At 38.8% G+C, this 20,442-nt stretch carries 19 protein-coding genes; 6 read left to right on the top strand and 13 right to left on the bottom strand.

Going from position 1 to position 20,442, the window contains the following annotated elements; genetic code table 11:
* Positions 1 to 720: 720 nt before the first annotated feature.
* Complete coding sequence (locus GLP24_RS05505) at positions 721 to 2,235, bottom strand: PTS transporter subunit EIIC (protein WP_101769030.1); 1,515 nt, start codon at positions 2,233 to 2,235, stop codon at positions 721 to 723.
* Positions 2,236 to 3,031: 796 nt separating this feature from the next.
* Here GLP24_RS05505 and GLP24_RS05510 point away from each other — a divergent pair.
* The 5 genes from GLP24_RS05510 (at position 3,032) to GLP24_RS05530 (ending at position 8,422) form a co-directional block, all read left to right on the top strand.
* A complete protein-coding gene (locus tag GLP24_RS05510; protein WP_232615654.1) occupies positions 3,032 to 4,351 on the top strand; it encodes a hypothetical protein in 1,320 nt (439 codons plus the stop codon).
* Between the two features lie 433 nt (positions 4,352 to 4,784).
* Positions 4,785 to 5,351 (top strand): TetR/AcrR family transcriptional regulator, encoded by a 567-nt coding sequence (locus GLP24_RS05515; RefSeq protein ID WP_221944114.1) that lies wholly within the window; start codon positions 4,785 to 4,787, stop codon positions 5,349 to 5,351.
* A gap of 29 nt (positions 5,352 to 5,380) precedes the next feature.
* Entirely contained in the window at positions 5,381 to 5,887 is a 507-nt protein-coding gene (locus GLP24_RS05520) for a GNAT family N-acetyltransferase (protein ID WP_045040710.1), read from the top strand.
* 843 nt (positions 5,888 to 6,730) lie between these two features.
* Positions 6,731 to 7,621 (top strand): HNH endonuclease, encoded by an 891-nt coding sequence (locus GLP24_RS05525; protein ID WP_232615655.1) that lies wholly within the window; start codon positions 6,731 to 6,733, stop codon positions 7,619 to 7,621.
* Between the two features lie 192 nt (positions 7,622 to 7,813).
* Entirely contained in the window at positions 7,814 to 8,422 is a 609-nt protein-coding gene (locus tag GLP24_RS05530; protein ID WP_232615656.1) for a hypothetical protein, read from the top strand.
* Between the two features lie 50 nt (positions 8,423 to 8,472).
* Here GLP24_RS05530 and GLP24_RS05535 read toward each other — a convergent pair whose 3' ends face one another.
* Positions 8,473 to 8,952 carry a lecithin retinol acyltransferase family protein gene (locus GLP24_RS05535; RefSeq protein ID WP_232615657.1) on the bottom strand — a complete coding sequence of 160 codons (480 nt, stop codon included), beginning with the start codon at positions 8,950 to 8,952 and terminating at the stop codon, positions 8,473 to 8,475.
* 525 nt (positions 8,953 to 9,477) lie between these two features.
* Here GLP24_RS05535 and GLP24_RS05540 point away from each other — a divergent pair.
* Complete coding sequence (locus GLP24_RS05540) at positions 9,478 to 10,344, top strand: hypothetical protein (RefSeq protein ID WP_232615658.1); 867 nt, start codon at positions 9,478 to 9,480, stop codon at positions 10,342 to 10,344.
* A 199-nt stretch (positions 10,345 to 10,543) separates the two neighbouring features.
* Here the strand turns inward: GLP24_RS05540 and GLP24_RS05545 are convergent, their stop codons facing one another.
* The 11 genes from GLP24_RS05545 to plsX all read right to left on the bottom strand — a co-directional run bounded on the left by GLP24_RS05545 (position 10,544) and on the right by plsX (position 20,432).
* A complete protein-coding gene (locus GLP24_RS05545; RefSeq protein ID WP_101769026.1) occupies positions 10,544 to 11,320 on the bottom strand; it encodes a TatD family hydrolase in 777 nt (258 codons plus the stop codon).
* A gap of 68 nt (positions 11,321 to 11,388) precedes the next feature.
* The gene (gene holB, locus GLP24_RS05550; protein WP_232615659.1) at positions 11,389 to 12,351 is read right to left on the bottom strand and encodes a DNA polymerase III subunit delta'; all 963 of its coding nucleotides are present in this window, start codon (positions 12,349 to 12,351) and stop codon (positions 11,389 to 11,391) included.
* A gap of 2 nt (positions 12,352 to 12,353) precedes the next feature.
* Positions 12,354 to 12,983, bottom strand: coding sequence for a dTMP kinase (gene tmk / locus GLP24_RS05555; RefSeq protein WP_232599890.1), 630 nt, complete (start codon positions 12,981 to 12,983; stop codon positions 12,354 to 12,356).
* Positions 12,980 to 13,996: an endolytic transglycosylase MltG gene (gene mltG / locus GLP24_RS05560; protein WP_232604105.1), complete on the bottom strand. Its 1,017-nt coding sequence runs from the start codon at positions 13,994 to 13,996 to the stop codon at positions 12,980 to 12,982. Before mltG ends, tmk begins: the two co-directional genes overlap by 4 nt.
* On the bottom strand, positions 13,990 to 14,799 hold the full coding sequence (gene pabC / locus GLP24_RS05565; RefSeq protein ID WP_232615660.1) for an aminodeoxychorismate lyase: 810 nt from the start codon (positions 14,797 to 14,799) through the stop codon (positions 13,990 to 13,992). Before pabC ends, mltG begins: the two co-directional genes overlap by 7 nt.
* A gap of 105 nt (positions 14,800 to 14,904) precedes the next feature.
* Positions 14,905 to 16,143 (bottom strand): beta-ketoacyl-ACP synthase II, encoded by a 1,239-nt coding sequence (gene fabF, locus GLP24_RS05570; RefSeq protein ID WP_101769021.1) that lies wholly within the window; start codon positions 16,141 to 16,143, stop codon positions 14,905 to 14,907.
* Positions 16,144 to 16,231: 88 nt separating this feature from the next.
* Complete coding sequence (gene acpP, locus GLP24_RS05575) at positions 16,232 to 16,465, bottom strand: acyl carrier protein (protein ID WP_101769020.1); 234 nt, start codon at positions 16,463 to 16,465, stop codon at positions 16,232 to 16,234.
* A gap of 158 nt (positions 16,466 to 16,623) precedes the next feature.
* Positions 16,624 to 17,358, bottom strand: a complete 735-nt coding sequence (fabG, locus tag GLP24_RS05580) for a 3-oxoacyl-ACP reductase FabG (protein ID WP_101769019.1) — start codon at positions 17,356 to 17,358, stop codon at positions 16,624 to 16,626.
* Positions 17,359 to 17,382: 24 nt separating this feature from the next.
* Complete coding sequence (gene fabD / locus GLP24_RS05585; protein ID WP_232615661.1) at positions 17,383 to 18,312, bottom strand: ACP S-malonyltransferase; 930 nt, start codon at positions 18,310 to 18,312, stop codon at positions 17,383 to 17,385.
* 135 nt (positions 18,313 to 18,447) lie between these two features.
* On the bottom strand, positions 18,448 to 19,404 hold the full coding sequence (locus GLP24_RS05590; RefSeq protein WP_101769017.1) for a beta-ketoacyl-ACP synthase III: 957 nt from the start codon (positions 19,402 to 19,404) through the stop codon (positions 18,448 to 18,450).
* Between the two features lie 5 nt (positions 19,405 to 19,409).
* Positions 19,410 to 20,432 (bottom strand): phosphate acyltransferase PlsX, encoded by a 1,023-nt coding sequence (gene plsX / locus GLP24_RS05595; RefSeq protein ID WP_101769016.1) that lies wholly within the window; start codon positions 20,430 to 20,432, stop codon positions 19,410 to 19,412.
* Positions 20,433 to 20,442: the final 10 nt, after the last annotated feature.

Genomic DNA, 20,442 nt, shown 5'->3' on the forward strand with positions numbered 1-20,442 from the left:
CTTGAGATGACTCTACACTTGTCAATGAAATAAATATGAGACATTACTTTGTCTCTTTTTCTAAATCATATTCAAAAACAAATAAGCAAGTGATGAACACTTTCGCAGTTAGAGCCCAGCTCAAATTACCAAGGGTAATCGCGTTAGTGAACATTGTTAGCTCCTGAGTATATTAAATTGGAATAATACTAAGCATTAGCGACATACCCCCGTAGTCATTTGCTAATACTTATTCCGTACTATTTCAAGCATTAGTATAAAATGCGTCGAGTAATATAACTTGATGGCTATCAAAATTACTAATAAGCAATAAAGTATAATTCCAAACTATAATGTAGATCACAATGAAACAAACGTATCAAATCACGATATCAAAACTATAACACCATGATTTTAAATAATAAAAATACACAAAAAAAGCATTTTTTAATAAGTCACTTAATCACTAATAAGTAACCTTTGTAACCTATGTAACATGAATAATAAGCGATATTCGTTAAACTTTACTTTCCAACGTTAATTTTAAGCCCCAACATAATAATTAAAACAACCAATTTATAAATCATATCAATGTAATATTCAATTTCCATACACCCACTTTTCGATAATTTATAAATAAAAAAATCCCGCGACTTTCATCGCGGGATTTTCATAGAGAGGCGAGCTAATATACCTCTCTGTTCATTCTATAATACAAAGAGTCACTAATCGTAATTAGCGCTATTCTTTGTGCTCTGCTTTTTCTTCTGCTGTACGATAATCGAAGATGAAGATCAGTACCATTGGCACAACAAAAGCAACTGCGATTGATACTGCGTAAACCCACATTGGGTGGAACACAGGAATAGTTAATAATGACGTAAATGCAAACGCTTGAGTTTTAACACTACCGTACATAGAACCAAGAATCGCAAGTGTTACACCACCAGCTAGACAACCAGGAAGTAAACGTGAGTAAACTTTCTTAAAGCGTAAGTGGATACCGTATAGTGATGGCTCTGAAATACCACCAAATAAACCAGCGGCTAACGCACCAGAAGCGGTTTGACGCATAGTGGCATCTTTTTCACGAAGTGAAATCAACAATACACCCGCGGTTGCGCCGAAACATGCAAAGTTCCACACACCCATAGGGCCTTGAATGAAGTCATAACCTAATGTTTGAATATTCATTAACATTAGTGCGTTTAGAGGCCAGTGTAGACCCAATGGAACAAGGAATGGGTACAATAACGGGATTAGAATCGCGAACACAAACGGTGCATGCGTATTTAACCAAGCCAGACCAAGACCTAAGTAAGTACCAATCCATACACCTAGTGGACCAATCAAGAACGCTGTTAGCGGGATCATGATGATCAAAGAAAGGAATGGTACAAATACCATGTGTAGGTTGTCAGGAATGATTTTCTTTAAGAAGCGATATACAAGCGCTAATACAGCAACCATGATCAACGGAACGAATACGTTACCAGAGTAATCATTAAGCTGCATTGGTAAACCAAACACATGAGCAATGTGAGAGACAGTACCTAATGTTGTATCTTTAATAGATGTTGTTGACGCTAATGATGTTAGCTTTTGGAAATCAGGCGTCATTAATGCGCCCATGATTGCCGCACCTAACCAAGGGTCAACCTTCAGTTTTTTAGCTGCGTTATAAGCAACCATAATTGGCAAGAAGTAGAAAACTGAATGCCACATTGAATCGACAAAGATCCAACCAGCAGATTTAACACCTCTAAAATCAACAATGTGTAGAGCATCAAGAACGGCTGCCAGAGCAATAATTAATGAAGCACCTAGTAAAATACCTAAAATGGGACGGAACGAATCTGAAAGGTATTCAAAGAAACCATCAACCCAAGCAACTTTGCCACGAACACCACCTGAACGCAGTGATGCTTTTACATCATCATTTGATGTACTAGCAGCGGCTTTCGTTTCATTAACGCTTGTGCTATTACCACTATTCGCTTGGTTTTCAATTAACTGTTGCAGTGCGCTATGCATCGTCGCAACACCGCCACCAACAACAATTTGGTAGCGCTCGCCACTTTGAGGAACACAACCCATTACATCAGGAATAGCATCTAATGCAGCTTTATCTACAATTGAGTTATCGTTTAATTCAAAACGTAAACGCGTTGCACAGCACGTCAGAAACTTAATGTTAGCAGCACCACCAACCCCTTCAAGGATCTTCTCTGCTGAGGATTTATTGCCATTCGACATAATTTTTACCCTTATATCCAAACTGATATCAATGAATGTGATATTCCTTCACTGACATATACATAATAAATAATTGATTTAATTAAAATAATTAAGAGTTAGATGCAGCATTTATCTACTTTAATAAATTTAGTTTTAGCTCTTTATAAGAATAAATTGATTAAAGCATTCGTCACTAGCATAACTCAGGGGTGATATTGCTCGTTTTTGACTGATATTTCCAGAATATACTTACATAACATGCAAAATATAGAACATTGATCACACTGATCGCACTACGAGCCGTAAATTACTGATAATAAAACCAAAAAAACGTAATTATAATAAAACTTTTATTACAGAATTGATACTTAAGTAACACAATGTAACGCAAACAACACAAAATAAAGGTTCTGTCGTATAGTTGGGAACTTAATTAGTTATACCCGCTCCAAATATGTGTTTTTAATATCATGTAGAGGCACTCATTGATTTCACTAGCGACCAATCCCCTTCATATATCATTCTTCAAGCGGTACGTTATTACGTATGATACAAACATAAGCACGCGTGATATTGAAGATATTTTTACAAAGCGTGGTAGTACTATTGATTATTTCACCATCGTGGCGTACGAATGAAAAAGCAGCGCAAACTTTCTACATAAGGCTATAAACACGAATGGCCTGGCTGATAAAGTCATTATCGACAAGAGTAATGTGAAAAAAATCAAGCACTTCCTCATAATTTTGCGACAGAGGTGACTATTCTTGATATTATATTATGCATCTATTTTTAATGACTCAAAGAACATCATATGAGATACATTTCATTACCAATAGTTATAGCAGCCATACTCAATCTATCAATTTTTAATATAGCTTATGCTGATTCAATTGAATATCTGAATATACATAGAGTAGATCTTAAAGGCGATCAGAATATAAATTATCCTCAAGTCTGCATTCGAGTTAATCGTAGCGCTAATAGAATTCCTATCATGGAAAAATTTCAAGAAATAAGAAGTGAATCTCCTAATGATAACTTTGACCAATTCATGGGCAAAGTTACTAAATGGGCTGATTCTGGAATTGTTGGCCATACATGGATTAATCTTTTTTATAAAGATGATAATGGAGAAATTAAGTCTAAAGGTTATGGGTTTGGAAGTAATGGTAATCAATCTTCTAGAGAATTTAGTTTCCAAAAATGTGTCAATATACAAAACAAAACTCATCAAGAAATTGAAAATGATATTGCGCTAAAATCGTCAGATCTTTACAAAAAAAGCATTAATATTGCAAAAGATTTCTTAAACGTCGGATATGATTGGGCAGGTGGCAGATATACAATGTATACAAACTGCGCATGGTTTGGCGGAAAGTTATTTAATGCTATTGTACCTAAAAATGAACAAATTTCTTATTCTCAACCATTTGACTACAGTACAATAGTACCAAAATCATTTCCAATGAGTAAATATCGAGATTTACCTGATCCTGGATATATTGCAGAAAGTATTTCAAAAGTAATGAGTTATTCAGGATGGTATAGTAATTATAATATAGGTTATGGTGCTTTAACAAATAACACAGCCGTAACTGTCAATAGAGATGGTTTAACACTTCAACCAAGATCTTTATTAGCTTTTTACCCTCAACTTACTAACTATGTGAAATTTATTTATTCTGGCTATTTTTCTGAATCTGAAAATAAAATGTATTTATTTACAAATGGATTGGCTAATGAAAAAGAATTTATTCTAACTCCGTTTACAAGCTATCTAGCAATTAAACCTCTAGATACAAAAATAAAAATAATTGCGGCCTTTCATCATCCTTACGATGATAAAATTGGTTTGGTTATTTCAAATAAAGGTGAAATATTCACAACTAATAATTGGGAAAATACTGGAAAAACAGCATTAAAACCTTATGTGAAATATATTACGTCTGCTGCAAATTATTTTGAATCTGGAAGAATAATGATTTTATTAAGACCCGATGATAAACAAACAAGCGCCAATAAATCTGAGGGGGTTAGATTCATTATATATGATTACGATCAAGATAAAGTAATAACAGCACCAAAATTATTTGAAAAAGAACCCGGCTTTAATTTCTTAAAATTACAATAATCATTTGGTGGTTAGGAATTTCAATTCCTAACCACTTTATATTCTATCGTAAATATTTGAAAAGTGACTGGGTAAATATCAGATACAGTTAACCAAAGAGCGCATAATTGCGCCTGGAGAGCTGCACGCTTGTACTTCATCAAAACTTTACGACAGAAGCCCTTTTTCGACATAACCCGCACAAGGACGATCTTAATATTACGTCATGCCTATCACCTCTTGGTTCCATTTAAGTTAGTTTCTTTGATTAGTTTTGTTGGGGTATACCTATCAATCACTCCATCATTTGATTTTTCCCCATTATCATTTAGAGCTAAAATTTAACTTTAACTTGTAAACTATCACTCCCTTATATATCATTCGACGACACACTGACTGACCGACCAGTCAGTGCCATTAAAAGATCATTTGCATATCATTACGGATCCGCAGAATGGACAAAAAAAAACGAATAATTGAATCAGCGATAACGTTATTTGCAACTAATGGCTACGAAAACACTTCCGTTGCCGCTATTTGTGAGCACTCAAACGTATCAAAAGGCTTGGTTTTTCATCACTTTAAAAATAAGGATGGATTACTCAGAGAGGTCTTTATGCGAATGGCTGAAATTATAAATGAAGTTGGTGACTGTGTTGAAAACATTAATAAAAAACAAAACCCTAAAGATAGATTGATCAATTATCTTGAGCAAATTTTTTTATCAATGGCTTCCGCTGAGCATAAGCTTTATTACCAATTCGACTTTCAAATCTTGTGTCAACGTTCAACAAGAGCGCTTTTAAAAGATTTATTTGATGAGCGATATCAGTTGATGATGACTTCATTTGAAGAAATATTAAGTGATATCCCAGCGGCTATACCTCAGGTTGATAGTCATATGATTATTGCTGAAATAGATGGTATTGCTCTGAATTACTTGTTTGCCAACAACGATTATCCACTAATAAAAATCAAAGATCGCTTTATTCAAAAGCAACTTTTATTACTCGGTCTTTAATCACTAAATAACACTAATTGTGAAAAAAAATGAAAACACCTTACGATATTCAATTTGAAACATTTGCAGCGGCTGGCGGTCTTTATGACGAACGACATGCAAAATTATACGCAGAGTTTGCAGATAATCTAATTGCAGATGGCAGCTATTCCATCATTTATGAAGGTGTTGCTCATGCTTGTTATACGCCGATTACTATTGATGCTGCACCGCATCTAAAGTGTTACGTAGTAGCGCCATTAGCAGTACTACCTGATTATCAGCGACAAGGGTACGCAACCCGTTTAATGGAAGAGGCTGAACAACAACTAAAGCCAGACGTAGTCTTTATTATGGGCGAATTCCACCATTACGGTAAACGCTACAATACGCCTCATAAAGTAGGTTTACCTGTAAAATCATTAGCACCATTAGAAAATTGGTTCGCTCTAGCACTAACTGAAGGAGCACTAGATGGCATAGAAGAATCAACCTCTAGTATTACAGGTCCTTACGCTGAACCACGGATATGGACTCATCCTAGTGAACAAGTGTAAAAGTAATAGATGATAATGTGAGTAAGCGAATAGTTGATAAATACATTATTAACTGTTCACGAGAAGTTCTATATTCTCAAGCGACATAGAACTTCATCATTCATTTATGCCTATCTATAAGTTCGTTTTCGACTCAGTTATTGTGCTCACCAAACGATTCTGTCATAACAAATATTACTAATACGCCAAAACTAATTATCTTTAACCACCCTCGCTATTGTCACCCTACTTCTACTGTCTGTGAGTAACTATACCTAAGGCTTGCAATGATTCATTTACACGGTAACAACGGTACTTTTATGGGTTCACTTCAATAATTGCTGACTTTTACTTTCGCAAGACCTTGAACCTGACGTTTGTACCTAGTCTCATAATCATCACGCACCATATCTGTGCCTAGATCTAACATGTGTCCGATTAAAACCAAGATAATATTGTTTTGTTGAACATTTTGTTCGGTAGTTAACAGACGAAGATCAGCAAAGATAAGTATTATTATCACCTATTAGTTCAATTTAAGTTGGTTTTCTTAATCAGTTTATTATGAATGGTTTCTTAAATGCTGCAATGCGGGTTGGGCAGTAAGGTGAGCTGGTTTCATTGGGGTATACTTTAAATGACGACTTAAAGTATGTGACTAATTTTTGCTCCATTATCATTTAGGGTTACTGTTCATCACAGCTTCACAAGTCTATGTTTGACCAAATTTTTATAATGAATCAATATGTGCCTAGTTGATTAATTACCAAATTAAACCGTGTCTACTGATTTGGTGATAATTCACTATATAAATAACTCCTATATAAAAACAAAGAAACACTAACTATTAAGTGAAGGTTGACAATGTCACGTAAAAAATTCATGGAATCCTACGGCGCAACAAATCGCAATGCTCGTTATGGGTGGGCCTTTGTTAATAACGAAGACAAGGAAGTATATTTTGGTGCGTGGGATGTCAATACAGACCGAGACAGATCATTAATTTTTGCTATGGACTGGGAGTTCAATAACAAAGGACGTAGGGTTAATGCATTTGGCGAAGCTCTGGAGTATATCAAGCTGGTAGAAAATGAAGGTTATTCATTAAGAACATTCCCTATAATATGGGATGAAGATAACGACGCTTATGCAGATACAGGCAGCGCCAAGATAAAAGGGTACATAGAAGAAGTATCTGACATGTCCCTCGAGATTATTGGTGGTGATTACTATGCGGTCGGTAACCATAAAGCAAAGTACGCAAAAATGCCTTTACCCAATGTAGCGCAAGACGTTGACGACATATTCGGCACTACTACCGAAAAGACAGAGCGAGAAAGCTTAGTGCTCTCGCGTGTTGGGCAGGGACAATTTAGACAAAACGTTATCAACTCATGGGGTAATGGTGAGAGGTGTGCGTTAACCCTTACAAGTGTACGCGAGATTTTAATTGCATCTCATATAGTACCTTGGTCCAAATGTGAAAGTGATGAGCAGAGGCTTGATGGTGCAAATGGTATCCTGCTTTGTGCTCATATTGATAAACTATTTGACGCTCACTTACTAACATTTACCAAAAAAGGCTCGAAGTACATATCGCAGTTATCGCCCAAGCTTAATGCTTCGTTGTTAAAAGGCCTGGGTATTCAAAGCGGCGAAGAACTTTGCTCTGAAGAGCTAAGCGAAGTTCACCGTGATCGATTTGAAAAGTATTTAGAAGCACATAACAACGAGTTCAACTTCAAGATCTCGTAGATAAACTAATACCCGATTGTAGTGGTAGCTTAATCGCTGTCTGCTTTACTCTGCCGCGTAGCGGCTTCGTTCAACAAATGCATCAACACGATTTGCTACACTCGGCGTTGTCGGTTTGCCTTTAGCAGTAAAATTCAGCTAAGCCTGTATCGTAGCAAACGTGTCATGCAAGCGTTATAACTCAGGAGATTTATGTACAATAATATAAAACACTCAGCTCCTATGGAGCGAGAGTATGAAGGCTGGATAGTAGCTGAAATTGAATCTTATTTTGAAAACCTTGGCATTAGCTGCTCTATTTGGGCTGTCGGAGTACAGTCAGAAAAATACTGGCCCGCAGATGAGCACCTTTTGGCAAATGGCGCATTTATTGGCTTACAAATGAAGAAGGCTATGTTAGCAGGCAAAAAGAATAAACTAAAATGGGTTTTTAATCAGCCTTCACAGCAACTTGCGGACATTCTCAAGTTCGATGATATCTACTACTGCTTACCAACATTTATAAATCGAGATGTAAAAAAAGTCTGTTTGCATCATTGTATATTTTGGCGGCCTACGACGGCACAGCGGAAAACTGGTTGGTATTACAACCTCAACGCAAAAGTAAAAAGTTCATATAGACGAATGTTTATTAAAATGCGTTGGGGTTTGTTCTCTGAACTGTTAATTGAAGGGCGTGTTGGAAAGAGGTTTTCGAGTTCAAAAGAAGCGAATAAATATTTGTCCGAGGTAGTTGCTCGTGCTAAAAGTGTTGAGGACGATTCATTAAAGAACTCATACCTAATCTGGGTTGAGCTATAACAGATAAGGATAGGTGTCAGCTGCGCGACACATATCCTTATCTGTTATACCTATTTTTTCTCGACGGCTTTGGTAACTAAAACAGCTAAAGTACCCAAAGCTAAGACACCGCCAAGAAAATTAGCAAACTTCGGATTTTCTGAGCATAAACCAACTAGACTTACGCCTAAAACAGCACCAGTTGCACCGGCAACAACTTGAGTCGAAGACATTTTCAACCCTGTAGCCCATTTAGCAAAATGCTCACAGTTTCGGTCTGTTAAAGAGTATTTCCACTCGCCAATTTGAGAACGAGCGAATTCGAGTACCTCTGGCACAGGACGGTCATAAGTAACTTTAGCTGGATATGTATATTTACCCTGAGTTACTACATCCCAGCTTTCTTCCTGAACCGTGCCATTTCGCTTGGTTGCAGAAATGAGCATAGGTAGCCCCTTTTTACATAAAGAGTCTGAGACTAAAGACCAGTGCTGATAAACACCAAAGTTGCTGACAACAATATCACCAGCATTTAGATTTTGAATTGACATATGTATCCATACATTTGATTCATTGATGATATCAATATGTAGGCATACTTTTGAATTTCAAGTGGTTGCATAGGAATAATGGCAATATTAATAAGGTATACTTTTACGCAAAAGTATGCCTATTTAGAATAGTGTTATTACCTATTTAATCAATAAATGCGGACATCCGTCCCTCCATAAATGAAGGGGCTTCCACATAGTACAATGTCATTCGCAAGCGAATGATGGTTGCTATCCCTTATTTAAAAGAAAGGGATAGCGTTATTAACCTTTGATTAATCAAACCTAAATTCATGTAGCTATGCCACTTCATAGTCAAATCAGTTTTTTATAATGTGAAATTATTTGCAACAAGCCCCTTTTCTACATCCTCGAAAAATCCATTAAAAGACAAAAAACACTATCAAACTCATGATATTTATTAATGAAATGGAATATGATCGACGAAATTTATGAGTGCATACTTGCGTAAAAGTAAGAATCCTGATTAATAATCTATTAGGTAAATCAAAAGGAAATCAATTGATGTTTGGAGAGATAGAATCATTTTTATCTTTGTTTGATCGGGTAAAAAAATTCTTAAAAAGTCATGTTAATCCTAGCTCAGACTTGTCGACAAGATTAGTTCAACTCTATGAAGCTCACGGTGTACACAGAAACCAGATTCCCAAAGTGATTGGGCAAGGATTGACCCTTCATGATGTAAGTACCGATGAGCGTCTACTTGAGAAACTAACGGATAAAATCCTGTCTTCAACATGTCAACTTTTTGGTATAAACAGAGACTGGTTAGACGGTGCATCAGATGAGATTTATCCGACTTATAATTTCTACAAATGCCCAGCAAAATTTGAAGAATTTCTATCTTCGTTATTGAATAAATCTGGTAGTGATTGCCTAGATGGTGTTTTGCTATCCGTTGATAAAGTAGATCGAGGAACAGAAAGTGTCCTCATTTTACAAGAAACTATAGGTTCAATTAACGAAAAGCCTTATTACCGTTATTACCTCTGTAGTGGTTGGGTTTTATCTTATTGGAAATCAAGAGGTTATATTTCTGCATGTGTTGCAATGTGTTGGAAAAATAATGTATATGTTCATGGTATGTATTTAGATAAGCTTACTGTTGATAAATATGCTCATGGTAATCATTTATTGGATTTTGGTTACAATGGTGTGCATCAACTGAATGGGATTCGTTGGTATGCAGAAGATCTTGCGCTCGTACCAGAAACCTACTTAAAAAATATTGATCCTGAAAAAAATCAGTTTGGCTTAAATGCTGCTTTATCATTATGGTTTCAACTTTACCATCAGGGTTACCTAGATACTGGCTATACAGATAAAAGTGTCGAATTAAGTTTCAATCATGCACGTGAAAAATTAGCCTAACAAATAAGAATATATGTCGCGTAGCCGACCCATTTCGATGAATTTAGGCACCAATTTCACATAACATCTGTTATATGTCCCACAGGGAATTGTATGTGTTACAACCATTTAGAAATATCACATCAACCACCAACCCCTTTCCAGCAACAAAAAAAAGAGAAGCCGAAGCTTCTCTTTAATGTCAGACCAAAACTGTGCTTTACTGTTTTGCTAATGAAAATAGCGTAAAGAAGTTTTTGGTGGTGGCTTGTTCCACTTCCTCAACAGAAATGCCTTTTAATAGCGCAATATATTGAGCCACTTCACGGGTATAAGCAGGTTGGTTTTGCTTACCACGGTATGGAATTGGGGCTAAGAATGGTGAATCGGTTTCAACCAACAAGCGATCTAGCGGTAACTTACTCACCACATTTTTTAAGTCGCTCGCAGTATTGAACGTCACAATGCCAGAGATTGAGATATAAAAGCCTAGCTCAATCGCAGCTAATGCCATATCCAAATCTTCAGTGAAGCAATGTAATACACCACCACACTTCTCTGCGCCTTCTTCACGTAAAATACGCATAGTATCTTCACGTGCCATACGGGTATGGATAATTAACGGCTTATTTAATTCAACCGCTACACGTGCTTGCTCGCGGAACAATTTTTGCTGTAATTCTGCGGTCTCAGGCTGATAGTGATAATCAAGCCCAGTTTCACCAATCGCAACCACTTTTTCATGGCGCGCAAAGGCTTTAAACTGCTCAGAGTCATACCCTGACTCTACATCGAGTGGATGAATACCACAGGATGCAAACACGTTATCGTAAGGTGCGATCATTTCCATCATTTTAGGAAAAGCGGCTAATGTCACCCCTACAGATAGAAAATATTCAACGCCACGTTCCTTGGCCTTATTTAATACATCATCAATCCCTGTATGTAATTTATCGTAATCAAGTTTATCAAGATGACAATGTGAATCGACTAACACAGGCTTTCCTCTTGTTTATTCTTATGCTTCATTTCATAACGGTGCTGGTAAAGCATTAATGGTGAAAATTACTGACCAATAAATCCGCTTAACCATTCAACCACTAACAACTCAATATTTAGCCCTGTATGTTTAGCTAATTGACGATGTAAGTTATTAAGATTGCGCACTTGTTCTAACAATAATGCGGTTGGTATTGTGGTCGCAACAGCTTCAACGGCAGGTAGCGATTCTTGATGGACAAGATATTGCGTTGTCCCTTGTTGCCATTTTAAACAATCAACCAGAAAATAACTGAGCAATTGTAATGTCACAATACCATCAGCAGTACACATTGCCGCGACATCATAAATACCAATATGCGGCGGTTGTACAAATTCAGTAAACGCTTTAACTAAATGGCCGTAACGAATATCTAATCCACTTTCAATGAAAGACAACGTTGCTAATGGCGCACCATTATTAAGCCGTACACTTTCTAAAAAGATAGATTGTTGAAGTTGGCTTTCAACCCAACTTTTGACATTAGTTTCTTCAGGTGGATTTAAACGCCATTTATTACAACGACTGATCACTGTCGGTAATAACCGATCTAAACCTTGCGCCGTTAATATAAATTGGCAGCCCGCAGGTGGCTCTTCTAAAGTTTTTAATATCGCATTAGCACCCGCTTCACCCAAAGAATCAGCGTCTTCAATTAAAATAACCCGCTGACCATTGAGGTGTGAGGTTTCCGTTGCCCAACGGTTACACTGACGAACCGCATCGACACCAATTTGCTTGCCATCTTGTTCAGGCTTAATAACATGAAAGTCAGGATGGTTTTCAGCATCAAATAACTGGCAACTATGGCAAACACCACAAGGCTCTGTTTGTGCATTTTGACAAAGTACGGTTTTCGATAATTGTCGTGCCAACACACCTCGCCCACTACCTTTTGCCGCTAATAACAAAATAGCATGGTGTAAACGTCGTTGCTCAAGCAACTGCTGCCAGTTGTGCCACAAAGTTTGTTGCCATGGATATATCATTATTATTGTTGCTCCAACCAAGACTGTAATGCTTGGGTTAAATCGGCAGTAACGCGTTCTAAGGTTTGGCTCGCATCAATAATAATCACATTAGGTTGATTATTACATAATGCTAAAAAGCGCTCACGAGCACGTTCAAAGAAACTAATATCCATTTGTTCAATACGATCAAGCTCACCACGGCCACGAGCACGTTGTAAGCCTAATACGGGATCAATATCCATATAGATAGTCAGATCAGGACGAAAATCCCCTAGAACCATATCACGCAAGTTTTCCATCAATGCTTGATCAAAACCACGACCACCGCCTTGATAAGCCTGTGATGACATATCATGGCGATCACCAACGACCCAACGCCCTTCGGCTAAAGCAGGCTTTATTACATTATCAACTAACTGAATTCGCGCTGCATATAACAACAGCAATTCTGCCATATCCGTTAATGGCTCATCAGGATGACCTTGCTTAACTAAAGCGCGCATTTGTTCTGCCAGCGGTGTGCCGCCAGGTTCACGTGTCGATTGTGGGTTTGCAATACCATATTGAGCTAATGTTGCTATAACTTGTGCTATCGCTGTACTTTTACCAGCCCCTTCAAGGCCTTCGATGACAATAAATTTACCGATCATTTCTGTGTTCTTAATATTTTGAGATAGGCACGAACCGCGCGGTTGTGCTCGACTAACGTAGTTGAAAATTTGTGACCGCCTTTACCATCCGCGACAAAATAATAATAATCACTGTCGTCCGGATCAACCGCTGCCATAATAGAAGCTTTATTTGGCATGGCTATCGGTGTTGGCGGCAAACCACGCATGGTATAAGTGTTGTAAGCGGTTGGAGTGCGCAAATCTTTTTTAGTAATATTGCCATCATACTTATCACCCATACCGTAGATCACCGTAGGATCAGTTTGTAATGGCATATTGGCACGTAAGCGATTCATAAAGACCGATGCTACTAAACCACGCTCTCTCGCCACGGCGGTTTCTTTTTCGATGATCGATGCCATGATCAATGCTTGGTAAGGCGTTTTTAATGGGGTATCTTTAGCGCGTTGCTGCCATGCAAGATCCAGTTCTTTCATCATCGCAACATGTGCACGTTTTAAAATACTTATATCACTCGTGCCAGCGGTAAAATGATAAGTGTTTGGCAAAAAATAGCCTTCAATTTTATCATTCTCGATCCCAACCGCGGTGCTAATTTGTGCTTGAGTCATATTGTCAGTTGTATGGATCAAATGCGGATCAGCTTGCAATAATTGTCGCCATTCACTAAAACTCTCACCGTCCACCAGCGTGATCGCATATTGGTATTCTTTACCGTCGGTGATCATTGTTAATACTGAATGCAATGTTGCTTGAGGTTCAATCGCATAAGTACCCGCTTTAATATTCGTCAATGCTGGCTCTAAATACCCCACCCAGCGCAGCCATGGCGATAAGGTGACAATTTTTTCATTACTTAATTGTGTTAATAACCCACGAAAAGAGGTGCCTGATTTCACGGTAATAAATGTTTGTTGTTCAATCAGTATGGGCTTATCAAGCGCCGATTTTACTTGAAAAAAACTCCAACCTGCCACGCCAGCCATTAACAAGCCCAACAGGAAAATCACAATAATCAACTTCTTTAGCACGAATGTAACCTCTTCCATAGTGTTTTGAACATTGTACGTTCACAATATTGTGTAGTTTGTATTTGATTAACAGGTACTAACGCCATCAATGCATTAGTCATAAAAACTTCATCAGCAGCAAATACAGCCGTCAGATCAAAATCCCCCACTTGATAGTCATAATTAAGCTCATCAAGTATATCGAGGACATGTTGACGCATCACCCCTGCAACGCCTGCACGCTGTAGCGCTGGAGTATATACAGTATTGCCTTTACGCCAAAACAGATTGGCCACCGTGGTTTCAATAACTCGATTGTCACCATCAAGTGCAATCGCATCAACCCAACCTGCTTGTTCAATTTCTTGTTTTAATAACACTTGTTCAAGGCGATTTAAATGCTTCATCCCAGCAAGCATTGGGCTATTCCCCATTCGCTGCTGACATACGCCTAATGTAACCCCTTGCTGTTGCCATTGCTGGTAATGCTGTGGCCATTTAAAATGGGTAATAATTACTTGAGTATCATTACAGCCACTTGGATTATACCCTCGCCCGCCACTACCACGGCTAATTAATATTTTTATTCCACCTTTATGAGGATAGTGTAATGCTAGCGCGACTACATCAGTATATACCTGCTGCCAATTTGGTGCTGTAATCGCTAACCGTTGCAGACTCACCTTCAAACGAGCTAAATGCAATGGCCATAACTGAACACATTGTTGCTCAACTAACATTGTTGTAAAGCAACCATCGCCATACTGGGTCGCTCTATCTGTAATGGCAAGCACCTGTTGTTCGCAACCATTCACTGAGGCCATTGCGTCTTCCTTTTAACAGATAAAAAAATAGCCCGATATCGAAATATCAGGCTACTTAATCATATCAGTTTATGGCACTTATTACTCAATACGCAAATAAGCGAATTAAATTTTCTTAAACAATAGCGAACCGTTAGTGCCACCAAAACCGAATGAGTTACATAATGCGTATTCTAGATTAGCTTGACGCGCTTCACCTGGAACATAATCAAGATCACAACCTTCACCTGGGTTATCCAAGTTAATTGTTGGTGGTACAACTTGATCAATCAAACTTAGAATAGTAATGATTGATTCAACAGAGCCAGCAGCACCTAATAGGTGACCTGTCATTGATTTAGTTGATGAAACCATCACATTGTCAGCCGCAGCACCTAGTGCGCGTTTAATGCTTAATGTTTCAGCTTTATCACCAGCAGGCGTTGATGTGCCGTGGGCATTGATGTAGCCAATCTTATCAGCATTGATACCCGCATCACGAATACAAGCTTCCATCGCTAATGCACCACCAGAACCGTCTGCACTTGGTGACGTCATGTGGTAAGCATCACCACTCATACCAAAACCAACAAGCTCTGCATAAATTTTAGCGCCACGAGCTTTAGCGTGTTCGTACTCTTCTAGCACAATCACACCAGCACCATCACCTAATACAAAACCATCGCGATCTTTGTCCCATGGACGAGAAGCCGCTTGGGGATCATCATTACGTGTTGATAATGCTTTTGCAGCAGCGAAACCCGCCATGCCTAGTTCTGTTGATGCTTTTTCTGCACCACCCGCTAGCATTGCGTCAGCATCACCGTATGCAATCATACGTGCAGCATGGCCAATGTTATGAAGGCCCGTCGTACACGCTGTAGAGATAGCGATATTTGGACCACGTAGACCGTACATGATAGACATGTGGCCTGCGATCATATTAACAATTGTTGATGGTACAAAGAACGGACTAATTTTACGTGGTCCTTTGTCGATCAATGTTTGATGGCCAGCTTCAATTAAACCTAAACCACCAATACCAGAACCAATAGCAACACCAATACGTGGTGCATTTTCTTCAGTAACTTCAAAACCAGAATCTTTGAATGCTTGTACGCCAGCTGCTACGCCATACTGGATAAATAAATCCATTTTGCGAGCATCTTTTCGAGACATGTAATCTTCGCAATTGAAATCTTTGATCATTCCGGCAAATTGAGTAGCAAAGGCGCTTGCATCAAAATGTTGAATGGTACTGATACCACTGGTGCCAGACTGTAAAGCTTTCCAAGAAGATTCAACAGAATTACCAACCGGGGTAAGCATACCCATGCCAGTTACAACTACACGACGCTTAGACACGATTAATTTCTCCGGGAATTGAGGATATAACAGGAAGTGAAAAAAAACAGGCGGTCATAATGACCGCCTGGAAATATTCATTTTTATATTACTGTGCGCTGTTTACGTAGTCGATTGCAGATTGAACAGTAGTAATTTTTTCAGCTTCTTCGTCAGGGATTTCAGTATCGAATTCTTCTTCAAGAGCCATTACTAGTTCAACTGTATCTAGAGAATCAGCACCTAGATCGTCAACGAAAGATGCTTCGTTTTTAACTTCTGCTTCGTCTACGCCTAGTTGCTCAATGATGATTTTTCTTACGCGTTCTTCGATGTTGCTCATACTAATATATTTCCTTTAACAAGAATTCGCTAATGCGATTTGTTGTAGTTTATGCATTACAGCAAAAGTTGCAACACTCATAATGCTGGTCAAACCACGATTTAACCAGAAAAATAGTTCAATTTGACTTGAATCATGAAGTATTACAACAAATTTGCTTAAATCATATACATGCCGCCATTAACGTGCAATGTTTCGCCCGTTATATAAGCAGCTTCATCAGAGGCTAAAAAAGCAACAGCCGCTGCTATTTCACGCGGATCGCCTAAACGACCAGCAGGAACATTTGCTAACGTTGCAGCACGTTGATCATCATTTAGCGCTTTTGTCATATCCGTTTCAATAAAACCGGGTGCAACTGCGTTAACGGTGATTCCACGAGAAGCAACTTCGCGTGCCATCGATTTTGTAAAACCAAGCAAACCTGCTTTAGCAGCTGCATAGTTTGTTTGTCCAGCGTTACCCATAGTACCAACAACAGAGCCAATACTAATAATACGACCATGACGTTTTTTCATCATAGCACGCAACACTGCTTTAGACAGACGGAAAATCGATGTAAGGTTGGTATTCATAACATCTTGCCATTCGTCTTCTTTCATACGCATGAGTAGATTATCACGAGTAATACCGGCGTTATTAACAAGAATGTCAATATCGCCATATTGTTCTTTAATTTGCTTTAATGTGACTTCAATTGACTCTGGTGAGGTTACGTTTAATTCAAAACCTTTACCGTGATCGCCAAGATACGCACTAATAGCATCAGCACCGCTTTCAGATGTTGCCGTACCGATTACAGTTGCGCCACGCTCAGCCAAAATTTCAGCAATTGCACGACCGATACCACGACTCGCACCTGTAACTAGTGCAATTTTACCTTCCAGACTCATTGTAAATCCTCTTTCTAAGCTTAATTACTTTGCTAATGCTGCGGTTAATGATGCTACATCATTTACGGCTTGGCTGCTAAGAGCACGATCAATACGCTTGGTAAGACCAGTTAATACTTTACCCGGCCCCATTTCTAGCAATTCTTCAACGCCTTCAGATGCCATACGCTCAACTGACTCAGTCCAACGAACTGGATTGTATAATTGCTTAACAAGTGCCAATTTAATTGCAACAGGATCAATCTCAGTCGCTACGTCTGCATTATTAATGACAGGCACAGTCGGCGCACTAAATGCTAAGCCTTCTAATGCGATAGCAAGTTTATCTGCCGCAGGCTTCATTAACGCACAGTGTGAAGGAACAGAAACTGGCAATGGTAATGCACGCTTAGCTCCGGCTTCTTTACACAATACATTGGCACGCTCTACTGCTTCTTTGTTGCCCGCAATAACCACTTGACCTGGCGAGTTAAAGTTAACAGGAGAACACACTTGATCTTCAGCGGCTTGTGCACATGCTGCGGCAATCGCATCGTTATCTAAACCAATAATTGCAGACATTGCACCAACACCTGCTGGAACGGCCTGTTGCATTAGTTTACCACGAAGTTCAACTAACTTAACTGCTGCTTGGAAATCAATCACACCAGCACATACAAGTGCTGAATATTCACCCAAGCTATGTCCAGCTAAAACAACCGGTTGTTCACCACCTTGTTGTTGCCATACACGCCAAATAGCGACAGATGCTGTTAATAATGCAGGCTGTGTACGTTGAGTTTGGTTTAAATCTTCAACGGGACCATTTTGAACTAATGCCCAAAGATCATACCCTAAAGCATCAGAAGCTTCAGAAAACGTCTGCTTAACCACATCAAATTGCTCTGCTAAATCAGCAAGCATGCCAACAGTTTGAGAACCCTGTCCAGGGAAAACAATCGCGAACTTAGACATTTGAGAATCCTTATTCTTTATATACTGATCGTTCAGTAAATTAATAGGCTAATAAGACAGCGTTAACTATATGCAACCGTCTGCCTTATCGCAAAATTCTTTTAACGCGTAAACTAAACCCAATGGTGAGTCAGTTTAAAATTTCACTAGTGCAGAGCCCCATGTGAAACCACCACCAAACGCTTCTAATAATAACGTTTGACCACGTTGAATACGGCCATCACGCACTGCTTCATCTAACGCAGTCGGTACAGTTGCTGAAGAGGTGTTACCATGACGATCCAGTGTGACAACCACTTGATCCATCGACATTGATAATTTTTTCGCTGTGGCTGAAATAATACGCATATTCGCTTGATGTGGCACTAACCAATCAAGTTCAGATTTATCCATATTATTGGCAATAAGCGTATTTTTCACTAAGTTAGACAGTTGAGTAACTGCTACTTTAAATACTTCATTACCTGCCATATAAAGCCAAGTATTAGCATCAAAATCTTTATCATGCTCTGGCACAGCAAGGCTTAATAAGCCACCAAAATGACCATCAGCATATAAATGTGTTGAAATGATACCTTGTTCTTCACTTGCGCCAAGAACGACCGCACCCGCCGCATCACCAAATAAGATAATGGTTGAACGATCTTTAGGATCACAATGACGAGAAAGTGCATCAGATCCAATCACTAATACATTTTTTGCCATGCCCGTTTTGATATGCTGATCAGCGACACTTAATGCGTACACAAAACCAGTACATGCTGCAGATAGATCAAAAGCAGGACAGCCTTTAATATCTAACATACCTTGCACTTGGCAAGCAGCCGACGGGAATGAATGGCTTGCACTAGACGTTGCAACAATAATAAGATCAATATCTTCTTTATTGATACCCGCCATTTCAATCGCGTTTAAAGAAGCATGGTAACCCATCACGGCAACCGTTTCGTCAGCGGATGAAATTCGACGCTCACGAATACCAGTACGAGCAACGATCCACTCATCGCTAGTATCTATCATTTTTTCTAAATCCGCATTGGTGCGAACTTGTGTTGGCAAATAGCTGCCAGTTCCTAAAATTTTGCTATACATGAAGACTAATAATGCCTCTCTAATAAGACCTCTTCCAGACGGTCACTGATTTTCATCGGTATTTGGCGTTTAATCTCATAAACCGCTTGGCTTATGGCATTCTCCAAAGCTGTGGTATCAGCACTTCCATGGCTTTTCACTACAATACCGCGTAATCCTAACAGACTTGCGCCATTATACTGGTCGGGGTTCAATTGTTGTAAACTATTAAACAGCTCACGAAATAGCCATTTAGCAATTAGGCGCTTAAATGGGTTACGTCCAATATTGCGTTTAATACAATCAATGAATAGGTTAGCCACCCCTTCACTGGTTTTTAAACTTACATTTCCGACAAAACCATCACACACAATCACATCCGCTTTATCTGAATATAATTGATGACCTTCAATATAACCAATGTAATTAATATCAGGAGATTCAGTCAACATTTCAGCACAACGTTTCACCAGATCATTGCCTTTAATGGCTTCTTCGCCAATATTAAGTAATGCAACCCGTGGTGATGTGCCTAATGTTTGTTCAGCAACAACCGATCCCATAACAGCAAATTGAAACAAGGTATCTGCATCACAGGAAACATTTGCGCCTAGATCGAGTAACCAAGTATGGTTAGCGTGGCGATTAGGAATTTCTGAAATTAAAGCAGGACGTTCAACACCGGGAAGTTGTTTCAGTACATAACGAGATAAAGCCATTAATGCCCCCGTATTACCAGCACTAACACAAGCGTCAGCATCTCCTGCGGCAACAGCTTCTAGAGCCATACGCATTGAGGAACCTTTACTATGACGTAATGCTTGTGATGGACGAGTTTCATTAGCTATAACATTATCGCAATGTACGATAGACAATCGAGGATGATTGAGCTTATTAAGAAGTGTTAACTGGGTAGTGATAGCACTAATATCACCAAATAGAATGAGTTTGAGCTCAGGCGAATGTAACAGTGCCTGCACGGCGGCAGGCACTGTTACTTGAGGACCGAAATCCCCGCCCATTGCATCAAGTGCAACGGTAAGACCCATTAAGGTTCAA

The organism is Photobacterium carnosum (assembly GCF_021236965.1).
Lineage (GTDB): Bacteria > Pseudomonadota > Gammaproteobacteria > Enterobacterales > Vibrionaceae > Photobacterium > Photobacterium carnosum.

Excerpts from the sequence above, each read along its gene's own strand:
- GLP24_RS05505 (WP_101769030.1), bottom strand. The coding sequence starts at position 2,235 with ATGTCGAATGGCAATAAATCCTCAGCAGAGAAGATCCTTGAAGGGGTT.
- GLP24_RS05510 (WP_232615654.1), top strand. The coding sequence starts at position 3,032 with ATGAGATACATTTCATTACCAATAGTTATAGCAGCCATACTCAATCTA.
- GLP24_RS05515 (WP_221944114.1), top strand. The coding sequence starts at position 4,785 with ATGGACAAAAAAAAACGAATAATTGAATCAGCGATAACGTTATTTGCA.
- GLP24_RS05520 (WP_045040710.1), top strand. The coding sequence starts at position 5,381 with ATGAAAACACCTTACGATATTCAATTTGAAACATTTGCAGCGGCTGGC.
- GLP24_RS05525 (WP_232615655.1), top strand. The coding sequence starts at position 6,731 with ATGTCACGTAAAAAATTCATGGAATCCTACGGCGCAACAAATCGCAAT.
- GLP24_RS05530 (WP_232615656.1), top strand. The coding sequence starts at position 7,814 with ATGTACAATAATATAAAACACTCAGCTCCTATGGAGCGAGAGTATGAA.
- GLP24_RS05535 (WP_232615657.1), bottom strand. The coding sequence starts at position 8,952 with ATGTCAATTCAAAATCTAAATGCTGGTGATATTGTTGTCAGCAACTTT.
- GLP24_RS05540 (WP_232615658.1), top strand. The coding sequence starts at position 9,478 with ATGTTTGGAGAGATAGAATCATTTTTATCTTTGTTTGATCGGGTAAAA.
- holB (WP_232615659.1), bottom strand. The coding sequence starts at position 12,351 with ATGATATATCCATGGCAACAAACTTTGTGGCACAACTGGCAGCAGTTG.
- tmk (WP_232599890.1), bottom strand. The coding sequence starts at position 12,983 with ATGATCGGTAAATTTATTGTCATCGAAGGCCTTGAAGGGGCTGGTAAA.
- pabC (WP_232615660.1), bottom strand. The coding sequence starts at position 14,799 with ATGGCCTCAGTGAATGGTTGCGAACAACAGGTGCTTGCCATTACAGAT.
- acpP (WP_101769020.1), bottom strand. The coding sequence starts at position 16,465 with ATGAGCAACATCGAAGAACGCGTAAGAAAAATCATCATTGAGCAACTA.
- fabG (WP_101769019.1), bottom strand. The coding sequence starts at position 17,358 with ATGAGTCTGGAAGGTAAAATTGCACTAGTTACAGGTGCGAGTCGTGGT.
- fabD (WP_232615661.1), bottom strand. The coding sequence starts at position 18,312 with ATGTCTAAGTTCGCGATTGTTTTCCCTGGACAGGGTTCTCAAACTGTT.
- GLP24_RS05590 (WP_101769017.1), bottom strand. The coding sequence starts at position 19,404 with ATGTATAGCAAAATTTTAGGAACTGGCAGCTATTTGCCAACACAAGTT.
- plsX (WP_101769016.1), bottom strand. The coding sequence starts at position 20,432 with ATGGGTCTTACCGTTGCACTTGATGCAATGGGCGGGGATTTCGGTCCT.